This is a genomic window from Streptomyces sp. NPDC051677, from assembly GCF_044453465.1.
In the GTDB taxonomy this organism is placed as follows: domain Bacteria; phylum Actinomycetota; class Actinomycetes; order Streptomycetales; family Streptomycetaceae; genus Streptomyces.
In genome coordinates, this window is the sequence record NZ_JBITCT010000036.1 from 96,852 (window position 1) to 118,673 (window position 21,822).

At 70.0% G+C, this 21,822-nt stretch carries 21 protein-coding genes and 1 pseudogene; 7 read left to right on the plus strand and 15 right to left on the minus strand.

The genetic code is table 11. The features are described from left to right. Positions 1–44: 44 nt before the first annotated feature. Positions 45–1,442: an acetyl-CoA C-acyltransferase gene (locus ACIBAF_RS33835; protein WP_399468022.1), complete on the minus strand. Its 1,398-nt coding sequence runs from the start codon at positions 1,440–1,442 to the stop codon at positions 45–47. Between the two features lie 102 nt (positions 1,443–1,544). On the opposite strand from ACIBAF_RS33835, the gene ACIBAF_RS33840 reads away from it, so the two are divergent. From ACIBAF_RS33840 to ACIBAF_RS33855, 4 genes and pseudogenes are all read left to right on the plus strand, one after another. Further along, positions 1,545–2,891, plus strand: coding sequence for a 3-oxoacyl-ACP reductase (locus ACIBAF_RS33840; protein WP_399468023.1), 1,347 nt, complete (start codon positions 1,545–1,547; stop codon positions 2,889–2,891). 8 nt (positions 2,892–2,899) lie between these two features. After that, positions 2,900–3,814, plus strand: a complete 915-nt coding sequence (locus tag ACIBAF_RS33845; protein WP_399468024.1) for a MaoC family dehydratase — start codon at positions 2,900–2,902, stop codon at positions 3,812–3,814. A 124-nt stretch (positions 3,815–3,938) separates the two neighbouring features. Continuing rightward, positions 3,939–4,307: pseudogene (locus ACIBAF_RS33850) on the plus strand (hypothetical protein); the annotation flags it as partial. A 201-nt stretch (positions 4,308–4,508) separates the two neighbouring features. Further along, a complete protein-coding gene (locus tag ACIBAF_RS33855; protein ID WP_399468043.1) occupies positions 4,509–7,772 on the plus strand; it encodes a P-loop NTPase fold protein in 3,264 nt (1,087 codons plus the stop codon). Positions 7,773–7,797: 25 nt separating this feature from the next. On the opposite strand, the gene ACIBAF_RS33860 is transcribed toward ACIBAF_RS33855, so the two are convergent. The 11 genes from ACIBAF_RS33860 to ACIBAF_RS33910 form a co-directional block, all read right to left on the minus strand. Next, positions 7,798–8,151: a hypothetical protein gene (locus ACIBAF_RS33860; RefSeq protein WP_399468025.1), complete on the minus strand. Its 354-nt coding sequence runs from the start codon at positions 8,149–8,151 to the stop codon at positions 7,798–7,800. Between the two features lie 70 nt (positions 8,152–8,221). Then, on the minus strand, positions 8,222–8,878 hold the full coding sequence (locus tag ACIBAF_RS33865) for a TetR/AcrR family transcriptional regulator (RefSeq protein WP_399468026.1): 657 nt from the start codon (positions 8,876–8,878) through the stop codon (positions 8,222–8,224). Positions 8,879–8,940: 62 nt separating this feature from the next. Further along, positions 8,941–9,285 carry a DUF4229 domain-containing protein gene (locus ACIBAF_RS33870; protein ID WP_399468027.1) on the minus strand — a complete coding sequence of 115 codons (345 nt, stop codon included), beginning with the start codon at positions 9,283–9,285 and terminating at the stop codon, positions 8,941–8,943. Positions 9,286–9,383: 98 nt separating this feature from the next. Then, positions 9,384–9,908: a GNAT family N-acetyltransferase gene (locus tag ACIBAF_RS33875; RefSeq protein ID WP_399468028.1), complete on the minus strand. Its 525-nt coding sequence runs from the start codon at positions 9,906–9,908 to the stop codon at positions 9,384–9,386. 16 nt (positions 9,909–9,924) lie between these two features. Next, positions 9,925–10,578: a UdgX family uracil-DNA binding protein gene (locus ACIBAF_RS33880; protein WP_399468029.1), complete on the minus strand. Its 654-nt coding sequence runs from the start codon at positions 10,576–10,578 to the stop codon at positions 9,925–9,927. A gap of 89 nt (positions 10,579–10,667) precedes the next feature. Next, positions 10,668–11,831 (minus strand): aminofutalosine synthase MqnE, encoded by a 1,164-nt coding sequence (gene mqnE, locus ACIBAF_RS33885; protein WP_399468030.1) that lies wholly within the window; start codon positions 11,829–11,831, stop codon positions 10,668–10,670. Between the two features lie 84 nt (positions 11,832–11,915). Then, the gene (locus tag ACIBAF_RS33890) at positions 11,916–12,371 is read right to left on the minus strand and encodes an Lrp/AsnC family transcriptional regulator (protein WP_079660537.1); all 456 of its coding nucleotides are present in this window, start codon (positions 12,369–12,371) and stop codon (positions 11,916–11,918) included. 64 nt (positions 12,372–12,435) lie between these two features. After that, positions 12,436–13,107, minus strand: coding sequence for a UbiX family flavin prenyltransferase (locus ACIBAF_RS33895; RefSeq protein ID WP_399468044.1), 672 nt, complete (start codon positions 13,105–13,107; stop codon positions 12,436–12,438). Between the two features lie 55 nt (positions 13,108–13,162). Continuing rightward, positions 13,163–13,735, minus strand: a complete 573-nt coding sequence (locus ACIBAF_RS33900; protein WP_319334419.1) for a Uma2 family endonuclease — start codon at positions 13,733–13,735, stop codon at positions 13,163–13,165. Between the two features lie 46 nt (positions 13,736–13,781). After that, positions 13,782–14,684, minus strand: a complete 903-nt coding sequence (mqnP, locus tag ACIBAF_RS33905; RefSeq protein WP_399468031.1) for a menaquinone biosynthesis prenyltransferase MqnP — start codon at positions 14,682–14,684, stop codon at positions 13,782–13,784. A 160-nt stretch (positions 14,685–14,844) separates the two neighbouring features. After that, complete coding sequence (locus tag ACIBAF_RS33910) at positions 14,845–16,302, minus strand: menaquinone biosynthesis decarboxylase (RefSeq protein WP_399468032.1); 1,458 nt, start codon at positions 16,300–16,302, stop codon at positions 14,845–14,847. Between the two features lie 168 nt (positions 16,303–16,470). On the opposite strand from ACIBAF_RS33910, the gene ACIBAF_RS33915 reads away from it, so the two are divergent. Both ACIBAF_RS33915 and ACIBAF_RS33920 read left to right on the plus strand, forming a co-directional pair. Next, complete coding sequence (locus ACIBAF_RS33915; protein ID WP_399468033.1) at positions 16,471–16,866, plus strand: PLD nuclease N-terminal domain-containing protein; 396 nt, start codon at positions 16,471–16,473, stop codon at positions 16,864–16,866. Continuing rightward, positions 16,866–17,750: a LysR family transcriptional regulator gene (locus ACIBAF_RS33920; RefSeq protein WP_399468034.1), complete on the plus strand. Its 885-nt coding sequence runs from the start codon at positions 16,866–16,868 to the stop codon at positions 17,748–17,750. The genes ACIBAF_RS33915 and ACIBAF_RS33920 overlap by 1 nt, the downstream gene beginning before the upstream one ends. On the opposite strand, the gene ACIBAF_RS33925 is transcribed toward ACIBAF_RS33920, so the two are convergent. The 3 genes from ACIBAF_RS33925 to ACIBAF_RS33935 all read right to left on the minus strand — a co-directional run bounded on the left by ACIBAF_RS33925 (position 17,647) and on the right by ACIBAF_RS33935 (position 20,469). After that, positions 17,647–18,669 carry an EamA family transporter gene (locus ACIBAF_RS33925; RefSeq protein ID WP_399468035.1) on the minus strand — a complete coding sequence of 341 codons (1,023 nt, stop codon included), beginning with the start codon at positions 18,667–18,669 and terminating at the stop codon, positions 17,647–17,649. The genes ACIBAF_RS33920 and ACIBAF_RS33925 overlap by 104 nt on opposite strands. Positions 18,670–18,854: 185 nt before the next feature. Further along, complete coding sequence (locus ACIBAF_RS33930) at positions 18,855–19,805, minus strand: isopenicillin N synthase family dioxygenase (protein ID WP_399468045.1); 951 nt, start codon at positions 19,803–19,805, stop codon at positions 18,855–18,857. Between the two features lie 214 nt (positions 19,806–20,019). Continuing rightward, the gene (locus tag ACIBAF_RS33935; protein ID WP_399468036.1) at positions 20,020–20,469 is read right to left on the minus strand and encodes a nucleoside deaminase; all 450 of its coding nucleotides are present in this window, start codon (positions 20,467–20,469) and stop codon (positions 20,020–20,022) included. 82 nt (positions 20,470–20,551) lie between these two features. Here ACIBAF_RS33935 and ACIBAF_RS33940 point away from each other — a divergent pair, with 82 nt between their 5' ends. After that, positions 20,552–21,673, plus strand: a complete 1,122-nt coding sequence (locus tag ACIBAF_RS33940) for an SPFH domain-containing protein (protein WP_399468037.1) — start codon at positions 20,552–20,554, stop codon at positions 21,671–21,673. Positions 21,674–21,822: the final 149 nt, after the last annotated feature.

The window sequence follows — 21,822 nt, forward strand, 5'->3', positions numbered from 1 at the left end:
CCAGGGCTAGGGATGTGCAATCTCGGCGGTTATATGAGGAATCTTCACGTTCGTTCCAGGATCGCGGTCACTCCCTGTCCGCCCGCCGCGCAGATCGAGATCAATCCCCGTGCCGGGCCGTCCCGTTCGGCGAGCAGCTTGGCCAGCGTCGCGACGATACGGGCCCCGGTCGCCGCGAAGGGGTGGCCGGTCGCGAGGGAGGAGCCGACGACGTTCAGCCGGTCGCGGTCGACGGGTGCGAGACCCTGCTTCTCCCAGGCCGCGAGGGTCGCCAACACCTGGGAGGCGAAGGCCTCGTGGACCTCGAAGAGGTCGAAGTCCTCGATGCCCAGCCCGGTTCGCTGCAGCATGCGGGGGACGGCGTACGCGGGGGCCATCAGCAACCCGTCCCCGCCGGATCCGTTCCCGCCGGATCCGTTCCCGCCGGATCCGTTCCCGCCGGATCCGTTCCCGCCTGTCCGGTCCTGACCGTCGGCGACGTCGCCGTGCACGAAGTCGACGGCCGCCGTCTCGTACGCGGTCAGATAGGCGAGCGGCTCCAGGCCCCGCGCCTCGGCCCACTCCTCGGAGGCGAGGAGGACCACGGCCGCGCCGTCCGTCAGCGGGGTCGAATTGCCCGCCGTCATGGTCGGATCGGGACCGTCCGTGCCGAACACCGGCTTCAGGCGGGCGAGTTGCTCGGCCGTCGAGTCCGGGCGCAGGTTCTGGTCGCGGGCCAGGTCGCGGAACGGGACGACCAGGTCGCCGAAGAAGCCCCGCTCGTACGCGGCGGCGAGCCGCTGGTGACTGGTGGCCGCCAGTTCGTCCTGGGCCTCGCGCTCGATGCCCCAGGCGCGGGCGGTGACCGCCGCGTGCTCGCCCATGGACAGGCCGGTGCGCGGTTCGGCGTTGCGCGGGATGTCGGGGATCAGATGGGAGGGGCGGATCTGCGCGAGCGCCTTGAGGCGGGCCCCCGTCGACTTCGCCCGGCGCGCCTCCAGCAGGATGCGGCGCAGGCGGTCGTTGACGCCGAGGGGGGCGTCGCTGGCGGTGTCGGCGCCGCCCGCGATCGCGGACTCGGTCTGACCGAGGGCGATCTTGTTGGCGGCGGCGATCACGGCCTGGAGTCCGGTGCCGCAGGCCTGCTGGATGTCGTAGGCGGGGGTGCGGGCGTCGAGCTTCGAGCCGAGGACTGTCTCACGGGCCAGGTTGAAGTCACGGCTGTGCTTGAGGACGGCGCCGGCGACCAACTCGCCCACCACGCCCGGGACGTCGAGCGCGTACCGGTTCGCCAGCCCGTTCACGGCCGCCGTCAGCATCTCCTGGTTGGAGGCGGTGGCGTAGGGGCCGTCGGAGCGGGCGAAGGGGATGCGGGCGCCGCCGACGATCGCGACGCGACGGGCGCGCGGGGGCTCGACCGGGGGCTTCGGGGCGTCTTCGCGCACCAGCTCCAGGGGACTCATTCTCGACCTGCTCCTCACCCTTGACCTAGACTTACCCCCGGTAACCTTACTCCGGAGTAAGCATATTTCCGCCGTGCCGAGCCCGTGGGAGACGAGACGCACATGGCCGACCGCTATCTGAGCTTCACCGCCACCGCACCCGGCCGCTTCCTCACCCGGCGACTCGGGCTCCCGCAGCCGGCGGCGCTCAGCCGCTTCTCGCCCGAACGTCCCTCTCTCACCGGCGGCTTGGCTCACCTTACGGCGGGCAAGACCATCGTCGGCGATCTTGCGGCCGTCCTTTCCCGCACCGGTCTGCCGCTCGCCGCCGCCGACCCCGCCGCCGACCCCGCCGCCGTCGTGCTCGACGCGACCGGCGTCCGGGACGTCGACTCGCTCGCCGAGGTGCACGCGGCCCTGCACCCGGTGGTGCGGTCGGTCGCGGCGAGCGGGCGGGTGGTGGTGCTCGGCGCGCCTCTCGACCCCGAGGACCACCATCAGGCGGCCGTACAGCAGGCCCTGGAGGGGTTCGTGCGGTCGCTCGGCAAGGAGATCGGGCGCGGGCGGACCGTGAACCTCGTCCGGCTGGGCGGCGACGCGGCCGCCGCCGAGTCCACCCTGCGCTTCCTCCTCTCCCCCAAGTCCGCGTACGTCAGCGGCCAGGTGATCGCGGTGACCTCCGAGGGGCCCGAGAGGTCCGAGAGGTCCGACGGGTCCGAGGGGTCCGACGACTGGTCGCGCCCCCTCGCCGGCCGTACCGCGCTCGTCACCGGCGCCGCCCGCGGCATCGGCGAGGCGGTCGCCGAGACCCTCGCCCGGGACGGCGCCCATGTCGTCGTCCTGGACGTGCCGCAGGCCGAGGAGGACGCCCGTCGGGTCGCCGCGCGGCTGGGCGGCACCGCCCTCGCGCTCGACATCACGGCCGCCGACGCGGGCGAGCGGATCGCCGCCGAACTCCCCGACGGGCTGGACGTGTTGGTCCACAACGCGGGGATCACCCGGGACCGGCGGCTGGTCAACATGCCTGCGGAGCGGTGGAGTTCCGTCCTGGACGTCAATCTGGCGAGCGTGCTGCGCACGACGGACGCGCTGCTCGCCAAGGGCGCCCTGCGGCCGGGCGGGCGGATCGTGGCGACCGCCTCCATCGCCGGACTCGCGGGCAACGCGGGGCAGACGAACTACGGCGCGAGCAAGGCGGGCGTCGCCGGTCTGGTCCGGGCCCTCGCACCGCGCGCGCTCGCCGGGCACGGGGTCACGGTGAACGCGGTGGCGCCGGGGTTCATCGAGACGAAGATGACGGCCGCGGTGCCGCTGTTCATCCGCGAGGCGGGCCGCCGGATGAACTCCCTCGCGCAAGGCGGGCTGCCCGTCGACGTCGCCGAGACGACGGCGTGGCTCGCGCAGCCCGCCTCCGGCGCGGTGAACGGGCAGGTCGTGCGGGTGTGCGGCCAGAGCCTCCTGGGGGCGTAGTGGCCACGGTGACCACCGTCCTGTCCGGCGCGCCCTCCCTGGGCCCGCTGCTCGCCCTCGGCGCCCTGCGCTCGCCCTTCAAGCGGCCCCGGCCGGGCGTTGCGTTCCCGGGCCTCGGCGACCGCCTGGTCCTGCCGGGCCTGCGCGTCGACCTGTCCCGCCTCGCCGCGTACGAACGGGTCTGCGCCTTCCCGACCGGCGAGGACTCGCTGCCGCTCACCTATCCCCACGTCCTGGGCTTCCCCCTGGCCATGAGCCTCATGAGCCGCCGGGACTTCCCCCTCCCGCTGCTCGGCCTCGTCCACACCTCGATCGGCATCACCCGCCACACGGCCCTGCCGGCCACGGGGACGTACGAACTCACCGTGTACGTCGACCGGTTGGCCCCGCACCGACGGGGCACGGAGGCGGTCGTCGTCACCGAGCTGCGGAACGCCGGCCGGGTCGTGTGGGAGTCCACGAGCACCTATCTGGCCCGGCACCGCACCGAGGCCGCGCCCGCCCCGCGGGAAACCGAGGCCGCGCCCGCCCCGCGGGAAACCGAGGCCGCGCCCGCTGCGAGGGAGCCGGAACCCGGCTCGCTCCCCGTGCTCGACGAGTGGCGGCTCGCCGCCGACGTCGGCCGGCGCTACGGCGCCGCCTCCGGTGACCGCAACCCCATCCACCTGCACGCCCTCACCGCCCGCCTCTTCGGCTTCCGCCGCGCCATAGCCCACGGCATGTGGACCGTCGCCCGCTGCCTCGCCGCCCACGGCACCCCCCAGGCGGTACACGTACGCGCACAGTTCCGGGCCCCGGTACCACTCCCCAGCACGGTCACCTTCATGGCAGACGGCGCCCGCTTCGAACTCCGCGGCACGGGAGACGGGGCGGGGGAGGCGGCCCGGGTGCATGTGAGCGGCAGGGTCGACCCGCTCACCTAGTGACCCGCCCGTGAACTCGCTGCCGGCTCCCCTGCAAACTGCCCGCTGATTAGAGATCTCATACCGAGGGTAGAGCAGTCTCACGCATCTCGGCGCTATCCACATTTCTGGCACAGGCGGGGGCATGACCAGTAATGGAACACCCGACTCGGATTCATGGCTTCCGACGCAGACCGGCGGAATCTATGCACTGACTTCCTGGCAGGACAGCGAGGGACAGACATTTCTCGCCTCGGGCGGGTCGGACGGTGACGTCAGGATTTGGGACGCAGAAAGCGGTGCGCCTTTGTGCGAGCCGCTGATAGGTCACAGCGCGGCGGTTCGGAAACTGGCCAGCTGGACGGACGACAACGGAACGCTCATCTTCTCCTCCGGCAGCGACGGACTCGTGTGCGTGTGGGATCCGAAGTCGGGGGAGCAGGTCGACTCCTTCCCGTCCCAGCACGCGGGCGGGGTCATGTCGATGACTCTCTGGAGTGAGTCCGGGGCTCTGCGACTGGCCACGGGAAGTTACGACGGAAGCGTCCACGTCTGGGACCCAGTCCGAAAGGTCGTGCTCTGGGCTCCCTGGCCGGACTCCGGTCCGTCGGTCATATCCCTGGCGTCCGCCCGCCAGGCGGATGGAAAGAGGTATCTGGCGGCGGGGACGGACGCAGGGACCGTGGGGGTGTGGGACGTCGGGACCATGTCCCCGGTGACACGCGCGTTCCAGGGCCATTCCGCACCGACCGAATGCCTGCTCTGGATCGCGAACGACGACGACCTCGCCCTCCTGTCGGGCGGCGAGGACGGCAGGATCAAGCAATGGGACCCTCCCGAGTTTCAAACACTCGACTGGAATCCCGGAATCACCGACTCGCCCATCTGGTCTCTGTGCCGCCTCTCGGAGATAAACGGGGAAAGGCAAGTAGCTTCCGGGAACACGAACGGCGAAATACAGATTTGGGATGTAGCGACCCGCACACGACGGCAAGTGATTCCCTCGGGCCTGAGTCCGATCTCGGATCTGCAACAATGGCAGGTCCCAGGCAGCGACATCTCACGAATCGCCTCGGCAAGCACGGACGGGTTCATCAGGATCTGGAACCGTTCAGACGGTTCGCTGGTCAGAGAAATCAACTCGGGGCATGTCGCCGCTATCTGGGCGTTGGCCAGCTGGCAGGAATCCGATGAGGAAACCCGCCTCGCGTCGGCGGGTCTCGACGGTCTGGTCCGGGTGTGGAATCCGGACTCAGGGACACTCGTCTCCGCGTCCGACACCCGGCATGGCCCAGGAGTCTGGGCCCTGACCGCCGGACGTGCCGAGGGTGGCTACCGTTTGCTCTCCGGCAGCCTGGACGGGACGATCAAGGTCTGGAACCCGGCGGACTGCACTCCGCTCTCGGAGGCCCTGCAGGCGCACACGGCCTCGGTCTCCGCCATGACGTGCTGGTCCGGAGCGGACGGTCGGCTACGCGTGGCCTCAGTGGGCGACGACTCGGCATTTCGGCTGCTGAGCACGCCTGGAGACGAAGTCGGTGTAAGGCGCGTCGTTCACAACGGCGGACTGCTCGCCATCACCCATTGGGTCGATCCCGAGGGAAAACGGCGAGTCGCCTCCGCCGGCACCGACCACGTCATTCGGATCTGGGACGGTGAGACCGGGGAACTGGTCGGCGCCATCGAGACGGCCACACAGGGAATCTGGTCCCTGTGCAGCTGGGTCGACGCGGAACACGGGCCCAGAGTGGCCGCCGGCAGCTTCGACGGCCTGGTCACGGTGTGGGATCCAGTAGGAGGTACCCGCGTCGGGGAGCCGTTCCAGGCAGAGGACTCCGCGATACGCGGCCTGGCCTGCTGGACGAACAGTGACGGTCGGATCCGGATCGCCTCCGGCGGCGCCGGCGGCATCCATGTATGGGACGCGCTGTCGCGGCGGGCTGTCGGGCGTCCGCTGTCGGGCCACACCTCGGGGATCCGGACCATGGTCGCGTGGCATAGAGCGGACGGCTCGATACGCCTGGCCTCCGGAGGCGATGACGGCACCATCCGCCTTTGGGATCCGGAGCAAGGGATCTCCCTGCGGACGGTCGAAGTAGGCGCCATCTCCATCTGGGGTGTGTCTGATGCACCAGCCGGCACCGACCTGCTGGACCGAGCAGCCCTGGCGTCGGCGATCGTCGGTCAGATCAAGTCCGCCGACCACGCGGCTTCTTCTCAAGGGCAGTCTGCGGACGGGGGGCTCGCCGGTCCGGCAGTCATCACCCTGGAGGGCCCGTGGGGGTCCGGGAAAAGCACGATGATGCATCTGGTCCGCAACTCCCTGGAGACACAGACCGACGGACGGAACGACCGTACGGGACGAACACCCCAACGGCTCACGGTTCGCGAAGTCGTGCGCATGCTGCGGCGCAATCCCGAATCGGACACCGATGAGGGCCGCATCACACGGGAACCCGGCACTGGTCAACGAAGGTACGCGACCGCCTGGTTCAACCCGTGGGCGCACCAATCCGGTGAACAGGTATGGGCCGGCCTCGCTCAGACCGTCATCGAAGCGGCTGCTCCCGTTCTCTATCCTACGGACGCACACCGCGAGCGTTACTGGCTGAAGCTCAATCTGAAGCGCATGGACAACTACAGGGTCCTGCGCGCCGTCCGTAAGTCGACAGCCTCACCCCTTCTGGGCGCCTCCCTTCTGGCAGTCGCCCTTCCCCTGGCCATCGCGTTGCTGCAGTTCAACGGCTCTGTCTCGCTCCTGGGTCAGAAGATCAACAGTTCGGTCCTGGCCCTCACGCTGCCCCTGGCCTTCCTGGTGGCGGGCATCGTGCACACCTGGGTGCGTTACTGGCGCGGCTGGGCCGTGACCTTCATGCCCGAAGCGATATTCCGGGGACCGATCCAGGCGATGAGCCGATACGAGCCCGACCGCAGTGTGTCGGGCTCGGCGGAGGCGTCCGCAGACCCTCTGAGCCAGGCCGACAAGGGATCGCTCTATCTGTGGCAACACGACGTGATGCGGGTCCTCTCGGACATCGCCGAATCCGGATACGAATTCGTGGTCTTCATCGACGACTTGGACCGTTGCCAGGCAGCGACGACGGCAGAGGTGATCGAGGCGGTCAACCTCTTCCTCTCCGGACTGGCCGGCAGTCGTGTACAGGTTCGCTTCGTCGTCGGCATGGATCCCAACGTCATAGCGACGCATCTGGACCAACTGTACGGAGACCCGGAAAACCCGAGTGCGGGCTCGCTGGCGGACGACCCCAGCATCGGCTGGGCCTTTCTCCGCAAGCTGAGCCAGCTTCCCGTGCCGCTCCCGTATATCGGTGACCAGGGGCTGGAGCGGTTCATCGACGTAGTCACCGGGGCGGCCGCCGTGCCCGCAGCGCCGGCTCCCGCACTCGTAGCCCCCTCTACCGCGTTGTCCCCCGGCCGGTCTCCTGGACCCGTCGCGCCTGGGGCGCCGCCTGCACCCGGATCCGCACAGCCGACGGCTGCCCGCACGCGCCGAGGCGCGGCGCCTTCTCCGGTCGACGTCATCGCGTGGCGCACTTTCGAGCAGCACCCGAGGATCCGTGCGTTCCTGAGGCAGCGTCTCGCCGAGCAGCCGGACCGCTCGATACGCGATGCCAAGCGACTGATCAACGTCTGGCAGCTGTACGTGCGCATGACCATGAACGTGCATGCCGCGTCGGTGGAAGCCGACCGTATCGAACACGGATGTCGGCTGGTGATACTGGCCGAGATCGTCACCCGCTGGCCGGCGCTGCACTCCGCTCTTCACCGCCGCACCGCCGGATGTTCCGGCCTCCAGCGTCTCGCTGCCGCGACGGGCTCCGACGAGGAATGGGCGGAGGCTGTCCGGCAGTGCGGCGTGGACGCCGCCCGGCAGGCGCGGGCGCTCGCGAACCTCCGGTCCCTGCTCACCAGGTACGACGGCCGTGAAGTCGCCGAGACGGCCTCGCTCGTCCTGTGACGCCGGACGTCCGGTGCGACAGGTCCTAACCCCGGACGACCGTGACGCCCCCCAGGAGGCCCCAGGCGTCGATGCGGACTGTGGGGCCGTCGGGCTCGGTGGGGCCCGGGTCCTTGACGCCGCCGAGGCGTATGCCTCGGACGTCTACCTGGACGTCGGGGCGGACCTTCAGGCTGACGCCGCCGATCAGGCTCAGCTTGGTGATCCGCAGCTCGGCGCCGTCCGGGATCTCCACGTCGGTCAGGTCGACGTCGGCGCCGCCGACGAGGGAGACGGTGAGGGTCCGCTCGTGGAGGGTGGCGCCGTCCAGCCGGTGACCGCCGATGAGGCTGATCTGGATGTCGGTCTTCTGCGTCTGGTCCTTGCCGGGCTTCGTCATGGGGAAGACGCTAGGGGTGGCGGGCAGGGGCGTCCCAGTGCCTCGCGTCCAGCGGTGAGCATGACAGATGTCATGCGCCGACCGCGGCCTCCGGCGGCGTCCACGAGCGGCCTTCCATCAGGTTGCCCAGGCCCGCCCACGCGAAGTTCATCAGCGTCGCCGCTGCCTGGCGGGCCGAGGTGCCGTCGGTGGTGTTGGCCCAGGCGGCGAGGGACTCCGCGGCGCCGACCAGGGCCTCGGCCAGGCCGGCGACCTCGCGTTCCGGCAGGTCGGGGTCGCGGTGGGCGTCCCGGGCCGCGACCAGGATCAGCTGCGTCACGAACGCGACGATCTCCTCGCGCATCGCCGCGACCTCGCCCGCGAACGGCTCGCCGTGCGTGCGGGCCTGGAGGTGCAGCACGGACCAGGCGTGCGGGTGCTGCGCGGTGTGCGCGAAGAACGCCCGCAGTCCGTCCCAGAGTTGGCGATCGGCGGGCACGTCGGTGCGGACGCCGGTGCGGACCGCCTCGACGAGCGCCTTGGCCTCGCGGCGGATGCACGCGGTGAAGAGGTCTTCCTTGGAGTTGAGGTACAGGTACACCAACGGCTTGGACACGCCCGCGAGTTCGGCGATCTCGTCCATCGACGCGGCCATGTACCCCCGGCGGCCGAAGGTCTCCACGGCGGCGTCCAGCATCTGCTGCTCACGGACCGCACGCGGCATCCGCTTGGTCTTCACGGCACCCATGAGCACAGAGTAGTTGGGCCAGGCCGGACCCGACCCCGGACGAGCGGCCGGCAGTCAAGCCGCTAGGAGGTCTGCGCCTGGCCCTGCGTCTGGCCCTGCGTCTGTCCCTGCGTCTGGCCCTGGGGGCGAGTGGCCTCGTCGACCGTGGCGTCCTCCTGGGACCGGTTGGCCTCCAGGTTGGCCTTCATGCGGTCGACGCGCTCCACGACCGTCACCGAGGCGCGGTCGCGCTCCTTGCGCAGCACCACGAAGCTGATCGGCGCGGAGATCACCAGCGAGAGCAGGACGACCCACATGATGTTGGAGTCGCCGAGGCCGCGCGGGATGACGCCCGAGTAGACGAGACCCCAGACGACCACGAGGCAGCCGGCGAAGACACCGAGGCGCATCAGTGTGTAGCGGAGCATGTCAATCCACTCTTCCGTTTCCAAAAGGGGCCAGCGTCCAGTGAAGCACGCCGGACTCCGGATCTTGCAGCCGCCCCCGCGGCGTCAGAGGCGCGGCCTCACGTCAGCGGCAGCAGCATGGTGACGTCGTCCCGGTCGTCCCCCGGCGCGACCCTGATGGCGCCGGGCACCCGGCCGACCTCCTTGTAGCCGCAGGAGCCGTAGAAGCGCTCCAGGCCCAGCCCGCCGCGGCAGGTGAGCTGGATCGCCTCGACGCCCTCGAAGCCGCGGGCGGCGTCCTCGGCGGCCTCCAGGAGGTCACGTCCGTAGCCCTTGCCCTGGTGCCTGGGGTGGACCATCACCGTGTACAGCCAGACCCAGTGGGTCTTCAGCCGGTGCGAGTTGAAGGAGAAGAACGCGGTCGCGGCCACCTCGCCGGCCTCGTCGCGCCCGACGAGCAGCCGCATCCGCCCCTCGACCATGGACACGAGGTGCCGGACCAGCTCCGGCCGCACCGTCTCGCGCTCGACCGGCGGCACGAAGCCGACGGCTCCGCCCGCGTTGGAGACGTCCGTCCACAGGTCGAGGACGCCGTCGCGCAGGGCAGGGGTGAGGGCGGGGTCGAGGGTGAAGGTAAGCGACACCCTGGGATCGTAGCCCTTACGACAAGATGCGGGCCGCCGCTCTCAGATCCTGGACCAGACCCTGGAAGGCCGCCTCGCGGTCGTCGGCGCGCAGCACGGACGAGGGGTGGACCGTGGGCACCAGCCGCTCGCGGCGGCCGTGGATCTCCTCCTCCAGGACCGTCCCGCGCACCTGCCCCACCCGGAACGACGACCCCAGCAGCGCCTTCCCGGCCGTCGCGCCCAGCACCACGATCAGCTCGGGCTCGACGGCGGCGAGCTCGGCGGCGAGCCAGGGCGCGCACGCCGTCGTCTCCCGGAGGTTCGGCGCCTTGTGGATACGGCGTTTACGGGGTTCGGCCTGCGTGAACTTGAAGTGCTTGACCGCGTTGGTGACGTACGCGTCCGCCGGGTCGATACCGGCTTCTTCGAGGGCTCGGTCGAGCAGCTTCCCCGCGGGGCCCACGAAGGGCTTGCCCTGGCGGTCCTCCTGGTCGCCGGGTTGCTCACCCACGAGCATCACGCGCGCGTGCACGTTGCCCGCGCCGAAGACCGTCTGGGTGGCGTCCCTGTGCAGGGGACAGCCCCGGCATTGCGCGGCGGCCCGGCGCAGGGCGGGAAGGCCGCGGGGCCCGTCCGGGAGGAAGGGTTCTGCGGTGTAGGCGTCCTCAGGAGCTCGGGTGGTCGCCATGGGGCCCGAGTACCCGCCGTATGGCCTCGGACCCATGTCGTCTGCGGGTCGGTGGGGGCTCGTCACGCCCACAGCAACGTCAGGCGACCTCACACCCGCATCGGCTGAGGAGACTCCCGCCGCAGCGGGTCCGGGCCGTCGTACTCGCGGATGATCTCGTAGCGCGTGTTCCGCTCCACCGGGCGGAAGCCCGCGTCGCGGATGAGGTCGAGGAGGTCCTCGCGGGTGAGCTTGTTCGGGGTGCCGTAGTTGTCGGCGTCGTGCGTGATCTTGTACTCGACGACCGAGCCGTCCATGTCGTCGGCGCCGTGCTGGAGCGCGAGCTGCGCGGTCTGCACGCCGTGCATGACCCAGAAGACCTTGACGTGCGGGACGTTGTCGAACAGCAGCCGGGAGACCGCGAAGGTCTTGAGCGCCTCCGCGCCCGTGGCCATCTGCGTCCGCGACTGAAGGCGGTTGCGGACCTTCCCGTCCTTCATGTCCACGAAGTCGTGCTGGTAGCGGAGCGGGATGAAGACCTGGAAGCCGTTCGTCTCGTCCTGCAGCTCACGCAGGCGCAGGACGTGGTCGACCCGGTGCCGCGGCTCCTCGATGTGGCCGTACAGCATGGTGCACGGGGTCTTCAGACCCTTCTCGTGCGCCAGGCGGTGGATCCGCGACCAGTCCTCCCAGTGCGTGCGGTGGTCCACGATGCGCTGACGGACCTCCCAGTCGAAGATCTCCGCGCCGCCGCCGGTGAGGGACTCAAGGCCCGCGTCGATGAGCTCGTCGAGGATCTCGGACGCCGACAGACCGGAGATCGTCTCGAAGTGGTGGATCTCCGTCGCCGTGAAGGCCTTCAGCGAGACGTTCGGGAGGGCCGCCTTCAACTCCCGCAGCGAGCGCGGGTAGTAGCGCCACGGCAGGTTCGGGTGCAGGCCGTTGACGATGTGCAGCTCGGTGAGGTTCTCGCCCTCCATCGCCTTGGCGAGCTTCACCGCCTCCTCGATGCGCATCGTGTACGCGTCCTTCTCGCCCGGCTTGCGCTGGAACGAGCAGTAGGCGCAGGACGCCGTGCACACGTTGGTCATGTTGAGGTGCCGGTTGACGTTGAAGTGGACGACGTCGCCGTTCTTCCGCGTCCGCACCTCGTGCGCGAGACCGCCCAGCCAGGCCAGGTCGTCCGACTCGTACAGCGCGATGCCGTCCTCACGGGTCAGCCGCTCACCGGCCCTGACCTTCTCCTCCAGCTCGCGCTTGAGCCCGACGTCCATGATCAACCCTCTCCTTGACAGATCCGCAGACAGATCCGCAGACAGACCTGTTAAACCGTACGCCTTCGGACTTCGACCGCTGCCTCAGACCTCTTCCGGCAGCTCTCCGACCCGGTTCTCCCACTTCGTGGAGAGCACGATGGTCGTACGGGTCCGGGAGACGCCCTTCGTTCCCGACAGCCGTCGGATGATCTTCTCCAGGCCGTCCACGTCGTTCGCCCGCACCTTGAGCATGAACGAGTCGTCGCCGGCGATGAACCAGCAGTCCTCGATCTCGCCGAGGTCCTTCATCCGGTTCGCCACGTCCTCGTGGTCGGCGGCGTCGGAAAGGGAGATGCCGATGAGGGCGGTGACGCCGAGACCGAGCTGCGCGGCGTTCACCGTGGCGCGGTAGCCGGTGATGACGCCGGCCGCCTCCAGCCGGTTGATGCGGTCGGTGACACTGGGTCCCGACAGTCCGACGAGGCGCCCCAACTCCGCGTAAGAGGCCCGGCCGTTCTCCCTCAGGGCCTGGATGAGCTGCCTGTCCACCGCGTCCATGCGAATCGAAGCCTTCCGGTCAAAGTTCCTGAAGAGATGAGAGGTGCCACGACGTACGGCGTGCTCAGGTGTCCCGGACCGCGCCCAGCTCGCCGTCCCACCGGCGGTACAGCCCGTGCGCGACCCCCGCCGCGTCGAGGACCCGCCCGGCGACGAAGTCGACCAGGTCCTGGATGTGGGTGGCGCCCGCGTAGAAGGCGGGCGAGGCCGGCACGACGCTCGCGCCGGCGTCGTCGAGAGCGACCAGATGCCGCAGCGTCTGCCCGTTCAACGGGGTCTCCCGCACGGCGACGACGAGCGCCCGGCGCTCCTTGAGCGTGACGCTCGCCGCGCGCTGGAGGAGATCCTTCGACAGGCCGAGGGCGACACCGGCGACGCAGGCGGTGGAGGCGGGCACGATCAGCATCCCCTTCGCGGGATACGACCCCGACGAAGGCCCCGCCGCGAGGTCCCCCGCACTCCAGTACCGCACGGCCTCGACGCCGGTCTCGACGCCGGCCTCGACGTCGACCTCGAACGTGCCCGGCTTGCCGTCGGCCCCCCGCGTCAGCCATTCCCGCAGGTCGTCCCGCCAGTGCGCGTCCCGGAAGGAGATCCCGGTCTCGTCGAGCAGCGTGAGCCGCGAGGCCCGGCTGACCACCAGGTCCACGCTCTCCCCCGCGGCGAGCAGCGCACGCAGCACGGCGGCGGCATAGGGCGTACCGGACGCCCCGGACACCCCCACGATCCAAGGCACGCGCTGCGTTTCTCCTGCGTTCACACCTTGAGCGTACCGGTGGGCGGAAAGGTCTTCAGGACCGGCCGACCGTGTTCGGAGCGACGGGCAGCGCCTTGGTGGGGATCATCAGCTTGCCCAGGGAGGAGTCAACGGTCAGTTCGCGTCCGTACGGGAGGGTGTCACGCCCCAGGTAGCCGTCGGGACCGGGGTTCCACATCGTGACGACGTGGCCTTCGAGCGGGTCCAGGACCAGGTAGTTGGCGATCCCCCGGGAGGCGTACCAGCGGGGCTTGACCTCGTAGTCCCGGCGGATGCTGCTGGGGGACACCACTTCGGCGACGAACTCGATCAGGTCGGGCGAGTACTCGCTGCGGTTCTCGGCCTCGGCCTCGGCCGGAATGACCGCCAGGTCCGGACAGAACTCGTTGTCGTCGTCGAAGGGGAAGGCCACGTCGCTCACCAGCGCCCACCCGGGCGGCAACTGGCCCTCCACGATCGTCCAGACCCGCTGGATGGTCTTCCCGTGTGCCGGCCTGACCGGATTCATCACGATGCTGCCCTCGACAATCTCCGTCAGATAGCCGGGGAACATGTCCTCCAGCTTGCTGAGCTGTGAGTGCAGGCGGTCAAGGTCCGAGACGGTCACGGCGGCCTCCCTGGGGTCCTGCTCCCGATGGTAGGCCGCACCGTATTCAGACGCTCAGACCCCGAACCAGGAGATCCAGCAACGCACACACGAACAGGGCAATGCCGATGAAACCGTTGACGCTGAAGAACGCCCTGTTCAAGCGGGACAGGTCGTGGGGCCGCACGATGGTGTGCTCGTAGCCGAACGCGCCCGCCACGATCAGCAGTCCGAGCCAGAAGAACGCGCCGGCGTCGGTGGCGAGGGCGTACCAGACGAACAGGGCCGTCGTGATCGCGTGGCAGGCGCGCGCCCCCCAGACCGCCGCCGGGATGCCGAAGCGGGCCGGAACCGACATGACGCCGATCTCGCGGTCGGTCTCGACGTCCTGGCAGGCGTAGATCAGGTCGAAGCCGCCGATCCAGACGCCGACCGCCAGGCCGAGGATCACCGCGTCCCACGACCACTCGCCGGTGATCGCCAGCCAGCCGCCGATCGGGCCCATGGCCTGGGCGAGGCCCAGGATGGCCTGCGGGAAGTTCGTGAACCGCTTGCCGTACGGGTACACCACCATCGGGATGACCGCGACGGGGGCGAGGGCCAGACAGAGGGGGTTGAGCATGGCCGCCGAGCCGAGGAACACGGCGACGGCGATCAACGCGCCCGTCCAGGCGTGCCTGACCGACATCGCGCCGGTCACCAGCTCACGGTGGGCCGTGCGCGGGTTGCGGGCGTCGATCTCGCGGTCGATGATCCGGTTGACCGCCATGGCGAAGGTGCGCAGGCCCACCATGCAGACGGTGACCAGCAGCAGCCTGCCCCAGTGGATGTTGCCGTCCTTCTGGAACATCGCGGTCAGCGCGGCGATGTAGGCGAAGGGCAGCGCGAAGATCGAGTGCTCGATCATCACCAGGCGCAGAAAGGCACGGGCCCTGCCGGGCTGGGGAATCGCGGCGGCGGAGGCGCTCACAGGCCCGACCCCGTCCGGTCCGTCCGGCGGCGGCCGACCGGATCGTCTCCACGGCGGCGGCCGACCGGATCGTCTCCACGGCGGCGGCCGACCGGATCGTCTCCACGGCGGCGGAGAAGCCCCGCCGCCGCGCTGCCGCGCTCCGTCCTCACCGTGACTCTCACAGTCCGTATTCCTTCCAGCGTCGCGTCACCCGTTCGGCTGTCTCCGGGTCGGACAGCACCATCTCCGGCCAGCCGCCGTCGCGGGTGTAGCCCTCCTCAGGCCACTTCTTCGTGGCGTCGATGCCCGCCTTGCCGCCCCAGAACTGCTGGTAGGAGGCGTGGTCCAGGTGATCGACGGGGCCTTCGACGATCGACAGGTCGCGGGCGTAGTCCGTGTTGCCGAGCGCCCGCCAGGCGACCTCGTGCAGGTCGTGGACGTCACAGTCGGAGTCGACGACCACGATCAGCTTGGTCAGCGACATCATGTGAGCGCCCCAGACCGCGTGCATGACCTTCTGCGCGTGCTTGGGGTACTTCTTGTCGATCGAGACGATCGCGCAGTTGTGGAAGCCGCCGGACTCGGGCAGGTGGTAGTCCACGATGTCCGGGACGATGATCTTCAGGAGCGGCAGGAAGAAACGCTCCGTGGCTCGGCCCAGCGGTCCGTCCTCCGTCGGGGGCCGGCCGACGACGATCGACTGGAGCAGCGGCCGCTTCCGCATCGTCACGCAGTCGATCTTCAGGGCCGGGAACGGCTCCTGCGGGGTGTAGAAGCCGGTGTGGTCGCCGAAGGGGCCCTCCGGGAGCATCTCGCCCGGCTCCAGCCAGCCCTCGATCACGACCTCCGCCTGCGCCGGAACCTGGAGCGGGACGGTCTTGCAGTCGACCATCTCGATCCGCTTGCCCGCGATGAACCCGGCGAAGAGGTACTCGTCGATGTCACCGGGGAGCGGGGCGGTGGAGGCGTAGGTGACGGCGGGCGGGCAGCCGAAGGCGATCGCGACGGGGAGCTTCTCGCCCTTGCGCGCGGCGACCTGGTAGTGGTTGCGGCTGTCCTTGTGGATCTGCCAGTGCATGCCGATCGTGCGCTTGTCGTGGCGCTGGAGGCGGTACAGGCCGAGGTTGCGGATCCCCGACTCCGGGTCCTTGGTGTGGGTGAGGCCCAGGTTGAAGAAGGAGCCGCCGTCCTGCGGCCAGGTGAACAGGGCGGGCAGGGCGTCGAGGTCGACGTCGTCGCCGAACAGGACGACCTCCTGGACGGGAGCGTCCCCGCCCTTCACCTTCTTCGGCGGTACGTGCGTCATCGCGCCGAGCTTGCCGAACGCCTCGCGCACGCCGACGAATCCCTGGGGCAGCTCCGGGCGCAGCAGCCCGCCGATCTTGTCGGAGATGTCCTCGTACGACTTCAGCCCGAGGGACTTGAGCAGTCGCCGGTCGGTCCCGAAGACGTTCATCGCGAGGGGCATCGACGACCCCTTCACGTTCTCGAAGAGCAGCGCCGGGCCACCGGACTTCTGGACCCGGTCGACGATCTCCCCGACCTCCAGATACGGATCGACCTCGGCCTTGACGCGCTTGAGGTCGCCTTCGCGTTCCAGTGCCCTGAGCAGGGAACGAAGATCGTCGTAAGCCATGTGTCCCAGTATCACCGAGGGCCCGCTTTGTCCTGACGCCCGCCCCCTGCTTTTCCGCCGGGGGCCCCGGGGTCGTCCCCGGGATGGCACAGCGGCCACCCGCTACCCTGGCCCCGTCACCGGGGCTGTCCAGCGCCCCGCCGCCGTCTTCTGGGAGATCCCACCACCATGCTCAGGTATCTGCCGTTCCTGCTGGTCCTGGCGCTGTGGATCTATGCCTTCATCGACTGCCTGAACACCCCCGAGGAGGAGGTGCGGGGGCTGCCGAAGGTGGTGTGGGTCATCATCATCCTGCTCTTCGGCGAGGTGCTCGTCGGTCCGATCGCCTGGCTGGTGGCCGGGAAGGTGCGGCACGCCCCGGCCGGCGGGTCCACTCCGTCGGAGTGGCACCGCAGCCACCGCACGGAGTTCGTCGCGCCGGACGACAACCCCGAGTTCCTCAAGTCCCTCAAGGACGAGAACAACAAGGACGAGAAGCTCCTCAAGGACTGGGAGGCCGACCTGCGCCGCCGCGAGGAGGAGCTGAAGCGCCGCGAGTCCGGGGAGGACCCCAAGGACAGCTGATGGAACTGCGGCTGCTGGCCACCTTCGAGAAGGTCTCCGCCATCCTGAGCTTCACCCGGGCCGCGGCCGAGCTGAACTACGCCCAGTCCAGCGTGACCAGCCAGATCCGCGCCCTGGAGGACTCCCTCGGCGTCGAGCTCTTCGACCGGCTCGGCAGCCGTATCCGGCTCACCGAGGCGGGCGAGCGGCTGCTGCCCTACGCCCGGCAGATGCGGGAGCTGGCCGAGGAGGCGCGCGTCGCGGTCACCGGCCCGCAGGAGCCCTCCGGCGCGCTCGCCGTCGGCACCATGGAGTCGCTGACCTCCTACCGGCTGCCCCCGCTCCTCGAACTCTTCCACCACCGCTACCCGAAGGTCCGCCTCTCGCTGCGCCCCACCCTCGGGGACGAGACCCGGCAGGCGCTGCGGCAGGGGACGTACGACCTCGGATTCCTGATGGAGGCCGAGACCGAGCACGCCGGGCTGGAGGCGGAGGTGCTGGCGGTGGAGCCGCTCGCCCTCGTCGCCTCGCCGGGAAACGCCCTGGCGGGGAAGGAGCCGTCGACCGCCGACCTCGTACGGCAACCGCTCCTCGCCACCGAACCGGGGTGCGCCTACCGCGACTTGTTCGAGCGGGAACTCAAGTCCGCCGATCCCGAAGTGCAGTTCATGGAGTTCGGCACGATCGAGGCCACGAAACGCGCGGCGGCCGCCGGCCTCGGGATCTCGCTGCTGCCCGAGGTGACGGTCGCCGCCGAACTCGCGGAGGGGACGCTGCTGCGGCTGGCCTGGGAGCCGCCGTTCACGCTTCGCACGCAGTTGGCGTGGCGGGCCGGGAAGCGGCTTCCGGCGCATGCCCGGCTGTTCCTCGAACAGGCGCGGCGGCTCGTGGCCGAGCAAGGGTGACCTTGAGGCTCGCCGTCACGATCAGCGGGACGCCGAGCGCCTGGACGAGGCCGATGTGGTGGCCGTACACCAGCCAGTCCATGACCATCGCGACCGCCGGGTAGGTGAAGGCGAGGACGGCGATCTTCGCGGTCGGCAGCTGGGCGTAGGCGGCGTACATCAGGACGTACATCAGGCCGGTGTGGACGACCCCCAGCCCGACCAGCCAGCCCCAGTCCGCGCCGGTCCCGCGCATCGCGCCGAAGTCGGCGAAGGGGAGCAGGAGGGGGATGCCGACGAGGACCTGGACGAGGGCGATCAGGTGCGGGCGCACGCCGGTGATTCGCTTGGTGACCAGGGTGGACAGGCCGTAGAGGAGCGCGGCGAGGAGGGCCTGCCCGACGCCCGTCAGATACGTTCCGCCGCTCGTGAAGTCGGACGGCCTGACGCCCGAGACGAGGATCAGGCCCGCGAAGGCGACGACGATCCAGCCGACCTTGGCGGCGGTGAGCCGCTCGCGGAAGAGCAGGGCTCCCAGCAGCACCACGTAGAACGGCTGCGTGTGGTAGACGACGGTGGCGACGGAGATCGACGTGTTCTCGTACGACTGGAAGAGGAAGACCCAGTTGAAGACGATGAACACACCGCCGAGGACGGCGAGTCCGAGGGTGCGGGGCGTGAAGCCGTGGTCGCGCAGCCAGCCGCGGGACACGACGTACGTCCCCAGCGCCAGGGCCCCGAACAGGACGCGGAAGAAGACGACGTTGAAGGGCGAGGCCCCCGACTCGACGACGAAGACGCCGAGGGTGCCGGAGAGCACCATCGCGGCCGTGAGCTGGGCCGTGCCCTTGCTCTCCGAGCCCGTGTTCTGTGAGCCCGTGTTCTGTGAACCCGTGTTCTGTGAGCCCGTGTTCTGTGAGCCCGTGTTCTGTGAGGTCATGCCCCGAAGGTAGGAGCGGGCGGGCAGGCCGGTCCACGGGCCAGTGGGGCGTCCCGCCGATGGGCCCATCGGGGCAGCCGATGCCCGCACGGGCGGACGGGCGCGCAGCCGGTCGACCCGCCGGGGCCCCTCGTCGCGCTTCGCGCTGCTCGACGAGACCGGCCCCGCGCGGTACGTCGCGGACGTCAGTCCACCGCGATCGAGTCCAGCTTCTCGCGCAGGTACACGTGCGAGTCGACCGGCTCGTACGTCACACGGCCGACCGGCGCCGGCACGGACTCCACGATCGTCCCCGGGGTGCACTCGCCGAAGTAGACGAGGGACATCAGCTCCTCGGCGGGCGCGTCGGCGGGCGGGGGCAGGACGCGGTGCCGTCCCGAACGCCAGCGGTCGCCGGTCCAACGGGCCAACAGGTCACCGATGTTGATCGTGAAGGCGGCCGGGTCGAAGGGGGCGTCCTCCCAGCCGCCCGCGTCCGTCCACACCTGGAGCCCGCCCTTGCCGGCCTGGCGGTCGAGGATCGTGACCGTCCCGAAGTCGGTGTGGGGGCCGATGCGGAACTGGCCCGGCTGCGGCTCGCCGACGACCTCCGTGCCCGGGTACCAGTTGATGTTGAAGCCGTAGGTGGGGTGGTCCATGTGCCGGGAGAAGAAGTCCGGTTCGAGACCGAGGGCCTCGCCGAGCAGCGAGAGCAGCTGCTTCTCCAGCGCGGCCATCCGGTCCAGGTACTCCTCGCAGAGCGCCCGAAGCTCCGGCGCCTCCGTCGGCCACACGTTGGGCGCGTACCACTCCGCGTTGACGACCGGATCGTCGAAGGGCTCGTGCGTGGCGAAGGTGAGGGACTCCTTCAGGTCCGGGGGTGTCTGCGTCCCCTCGGAGTAGCCGTTGGCCTCCGCGCCGGGCCCGAGCCAGCCGCGTCCGCCGACCTTCGCGGCGTACGGCTGCTTGACCTCGGCGGGCAGGACGAAGAACGCCCGCGCGGCCGCCCGGATGCGGTCGCGCAGCGCGGGGTCCACTCCGTGGCCGGTGACCAGCAGGAACCCGGCGGTCTGCAGGGCGTCGTCGACGGTGCGGGCGATAGCGGCGCGGGCGTCGGGGTCGCCGTCCAGCCAGGGGCGCAGGTCGACGGTCGGGATGCGGGGCGGTCGGGGGGCATGGGGGGCCGGGGCATGGGGAGCCGGGGTCTGAGGAGCCGGGGGCTGGGGAGCCGGGGTCTGAGGAGCCGGGGGCTGGGGAGCCGGGGTCTGAGGAGCCGGGGTCTGAGGAGCCGGGGTCTGAGGAGCCGGGGTCTGAGGAGCCGGGGTCTGAGGAGCCGGGGTCTGAGGAGCCGGGGGCTGGGGGGCCTGGGGCTCACTCACCGATGTCCTCGTTCCACAGGGCCGGGTGGGTCTCGATGAAGTCGCGCATCATCGCGACGCACCCGGCATCGTCCAGGAGCACGATCTCGACGCCGTGTTCCGCCAGCCAGTCGTGGCCGCCGTGGAAGGTGACCGCCTCGCCGATCACGACACGTGAGATGCCGAACTGGCGGACCAGTCCGGAGCAGTACCAGCAGGGGGACAGGGTCGTCACCATCGTCGTGCCGCGGTACGTGCGCTGTCGCCCCGCCGCGCGGAACGCGGCCGTCTCCGCGTGCATCGAGGGGTCGCCGTCCTGAACGCGGCGGTTGTGGCCGCGGCCCAGCAGGACGCCGTCCGGGCCGTAGAGCGCGGCCCCGATCGGGATGCCGCCCTCGGCGAGCCCGGCGCGGGCCTCCTCGACGGCGGTGGCGAGCCAGGCGCGTTCCTGTGACTGATCCATGCGAACACTCTGCCAGCGTCGGCAACGCTGCGTAGGGTGGCCTGAGGTCGGGGATAACCCGAGGGGACAGGGGGGAGTCGCCTTGCAGCCGGTCTTGATCGTGTCGATCGTCCTCGGGGTGCTCAGTCTCGGCTGGGCGATCGCGAGCTTCCGGGTCATCCCGCAGGCCAGCACCGCCGTCGTCGAGCGGTACGGCCGCTACACGCGGACGCTGGCACCCGGCATCAACATCGTGATCCCGTTCATCGACAGCATCCGCAACCGCATCGACATGCGCGAGCAGGTCGTGCCGTTCCCGCCGCAGCCGGTGATCACCCAGGACAACCTGGTGGCCAGCATCGACACCGTCGTCTACTACCGCGTGACCGACGCGCGGGCCGCGACCTACGAGGTCGCCAGCTACATCCAGGCCATCGAGCAGCTCAGCGTCACCGCGCTCCGCAACATCGTCGGCGGCATGGACCTGGAGCAGACCCTGGCCTCCCGCGAGCTGATCAACTCGGCTTTGTTCGGCGTCCTCGACGAGGCCACCGGCAGGTGGGGCATCCACGTCAACCGTGTCGTGCTCAAGGCGATCGAACCGCCCATCTCCATCCAGGACTCGATGGAGAAGCAGATGCGCGCCGACCGCGACAAGCGCGCCGCGATCATCACCGCCGAAGGCATCCGGCAGGCCACCATCCTGAAGGCCGAGGGTGAGCGGCAGGCCGCGAAGCTGAAGGCGCAGTCGGACCGCGAGGTGGCCGAGATCCTTGCCGGGAACACGGAGTCGGAGCGGGACACTCCGCCCCAGCGGCCCTTCCCCGACCTCCGCTCCACCCACAAGCCCCTGCGCCCAGGCGACCCCCGAACCCTCGGCCGCTACCGGCTCACCGCCCGCCTCGGCCACGGCGGCATGGGCACGGTCTTCCTCGGGCGCTCTCCCGGCGAGCGGCTGGTGGCGGTCAAGGTGATCCAGGACGACTACGTCGACGACCCGACGTTCCGCGACCGGTTCAAGAAGGAGATCGCGGCCGTGCGCAAGGTCGGCGGGTTCCACACCGCGTCCGTCGTCGACGCCCACCCGGAGGGCAGCCCGCCCTGGCTGGCCACCGAATACGTCCCCGGCCCCTCGCTGCAGTACGTCCTGGCCACGGCCGGCCCGCTGCCGATGCCGACCGTGCACACCCTCGCCGTCGGGATCGCCGAGGCTCTGGAGGGGTGAAAGCTGCTACTGATTTTCTAGTCATTCATAGTCACCTCTAGTCATCCATTTCGCATACTGTGGTCTCGTGAAGCTTTCGGAGTGGGCACGCCAGCAGGGCGTGAGCTACCAGACCGCGTGGCGGTGGGTGAAGGACGGCAAGATGCCCG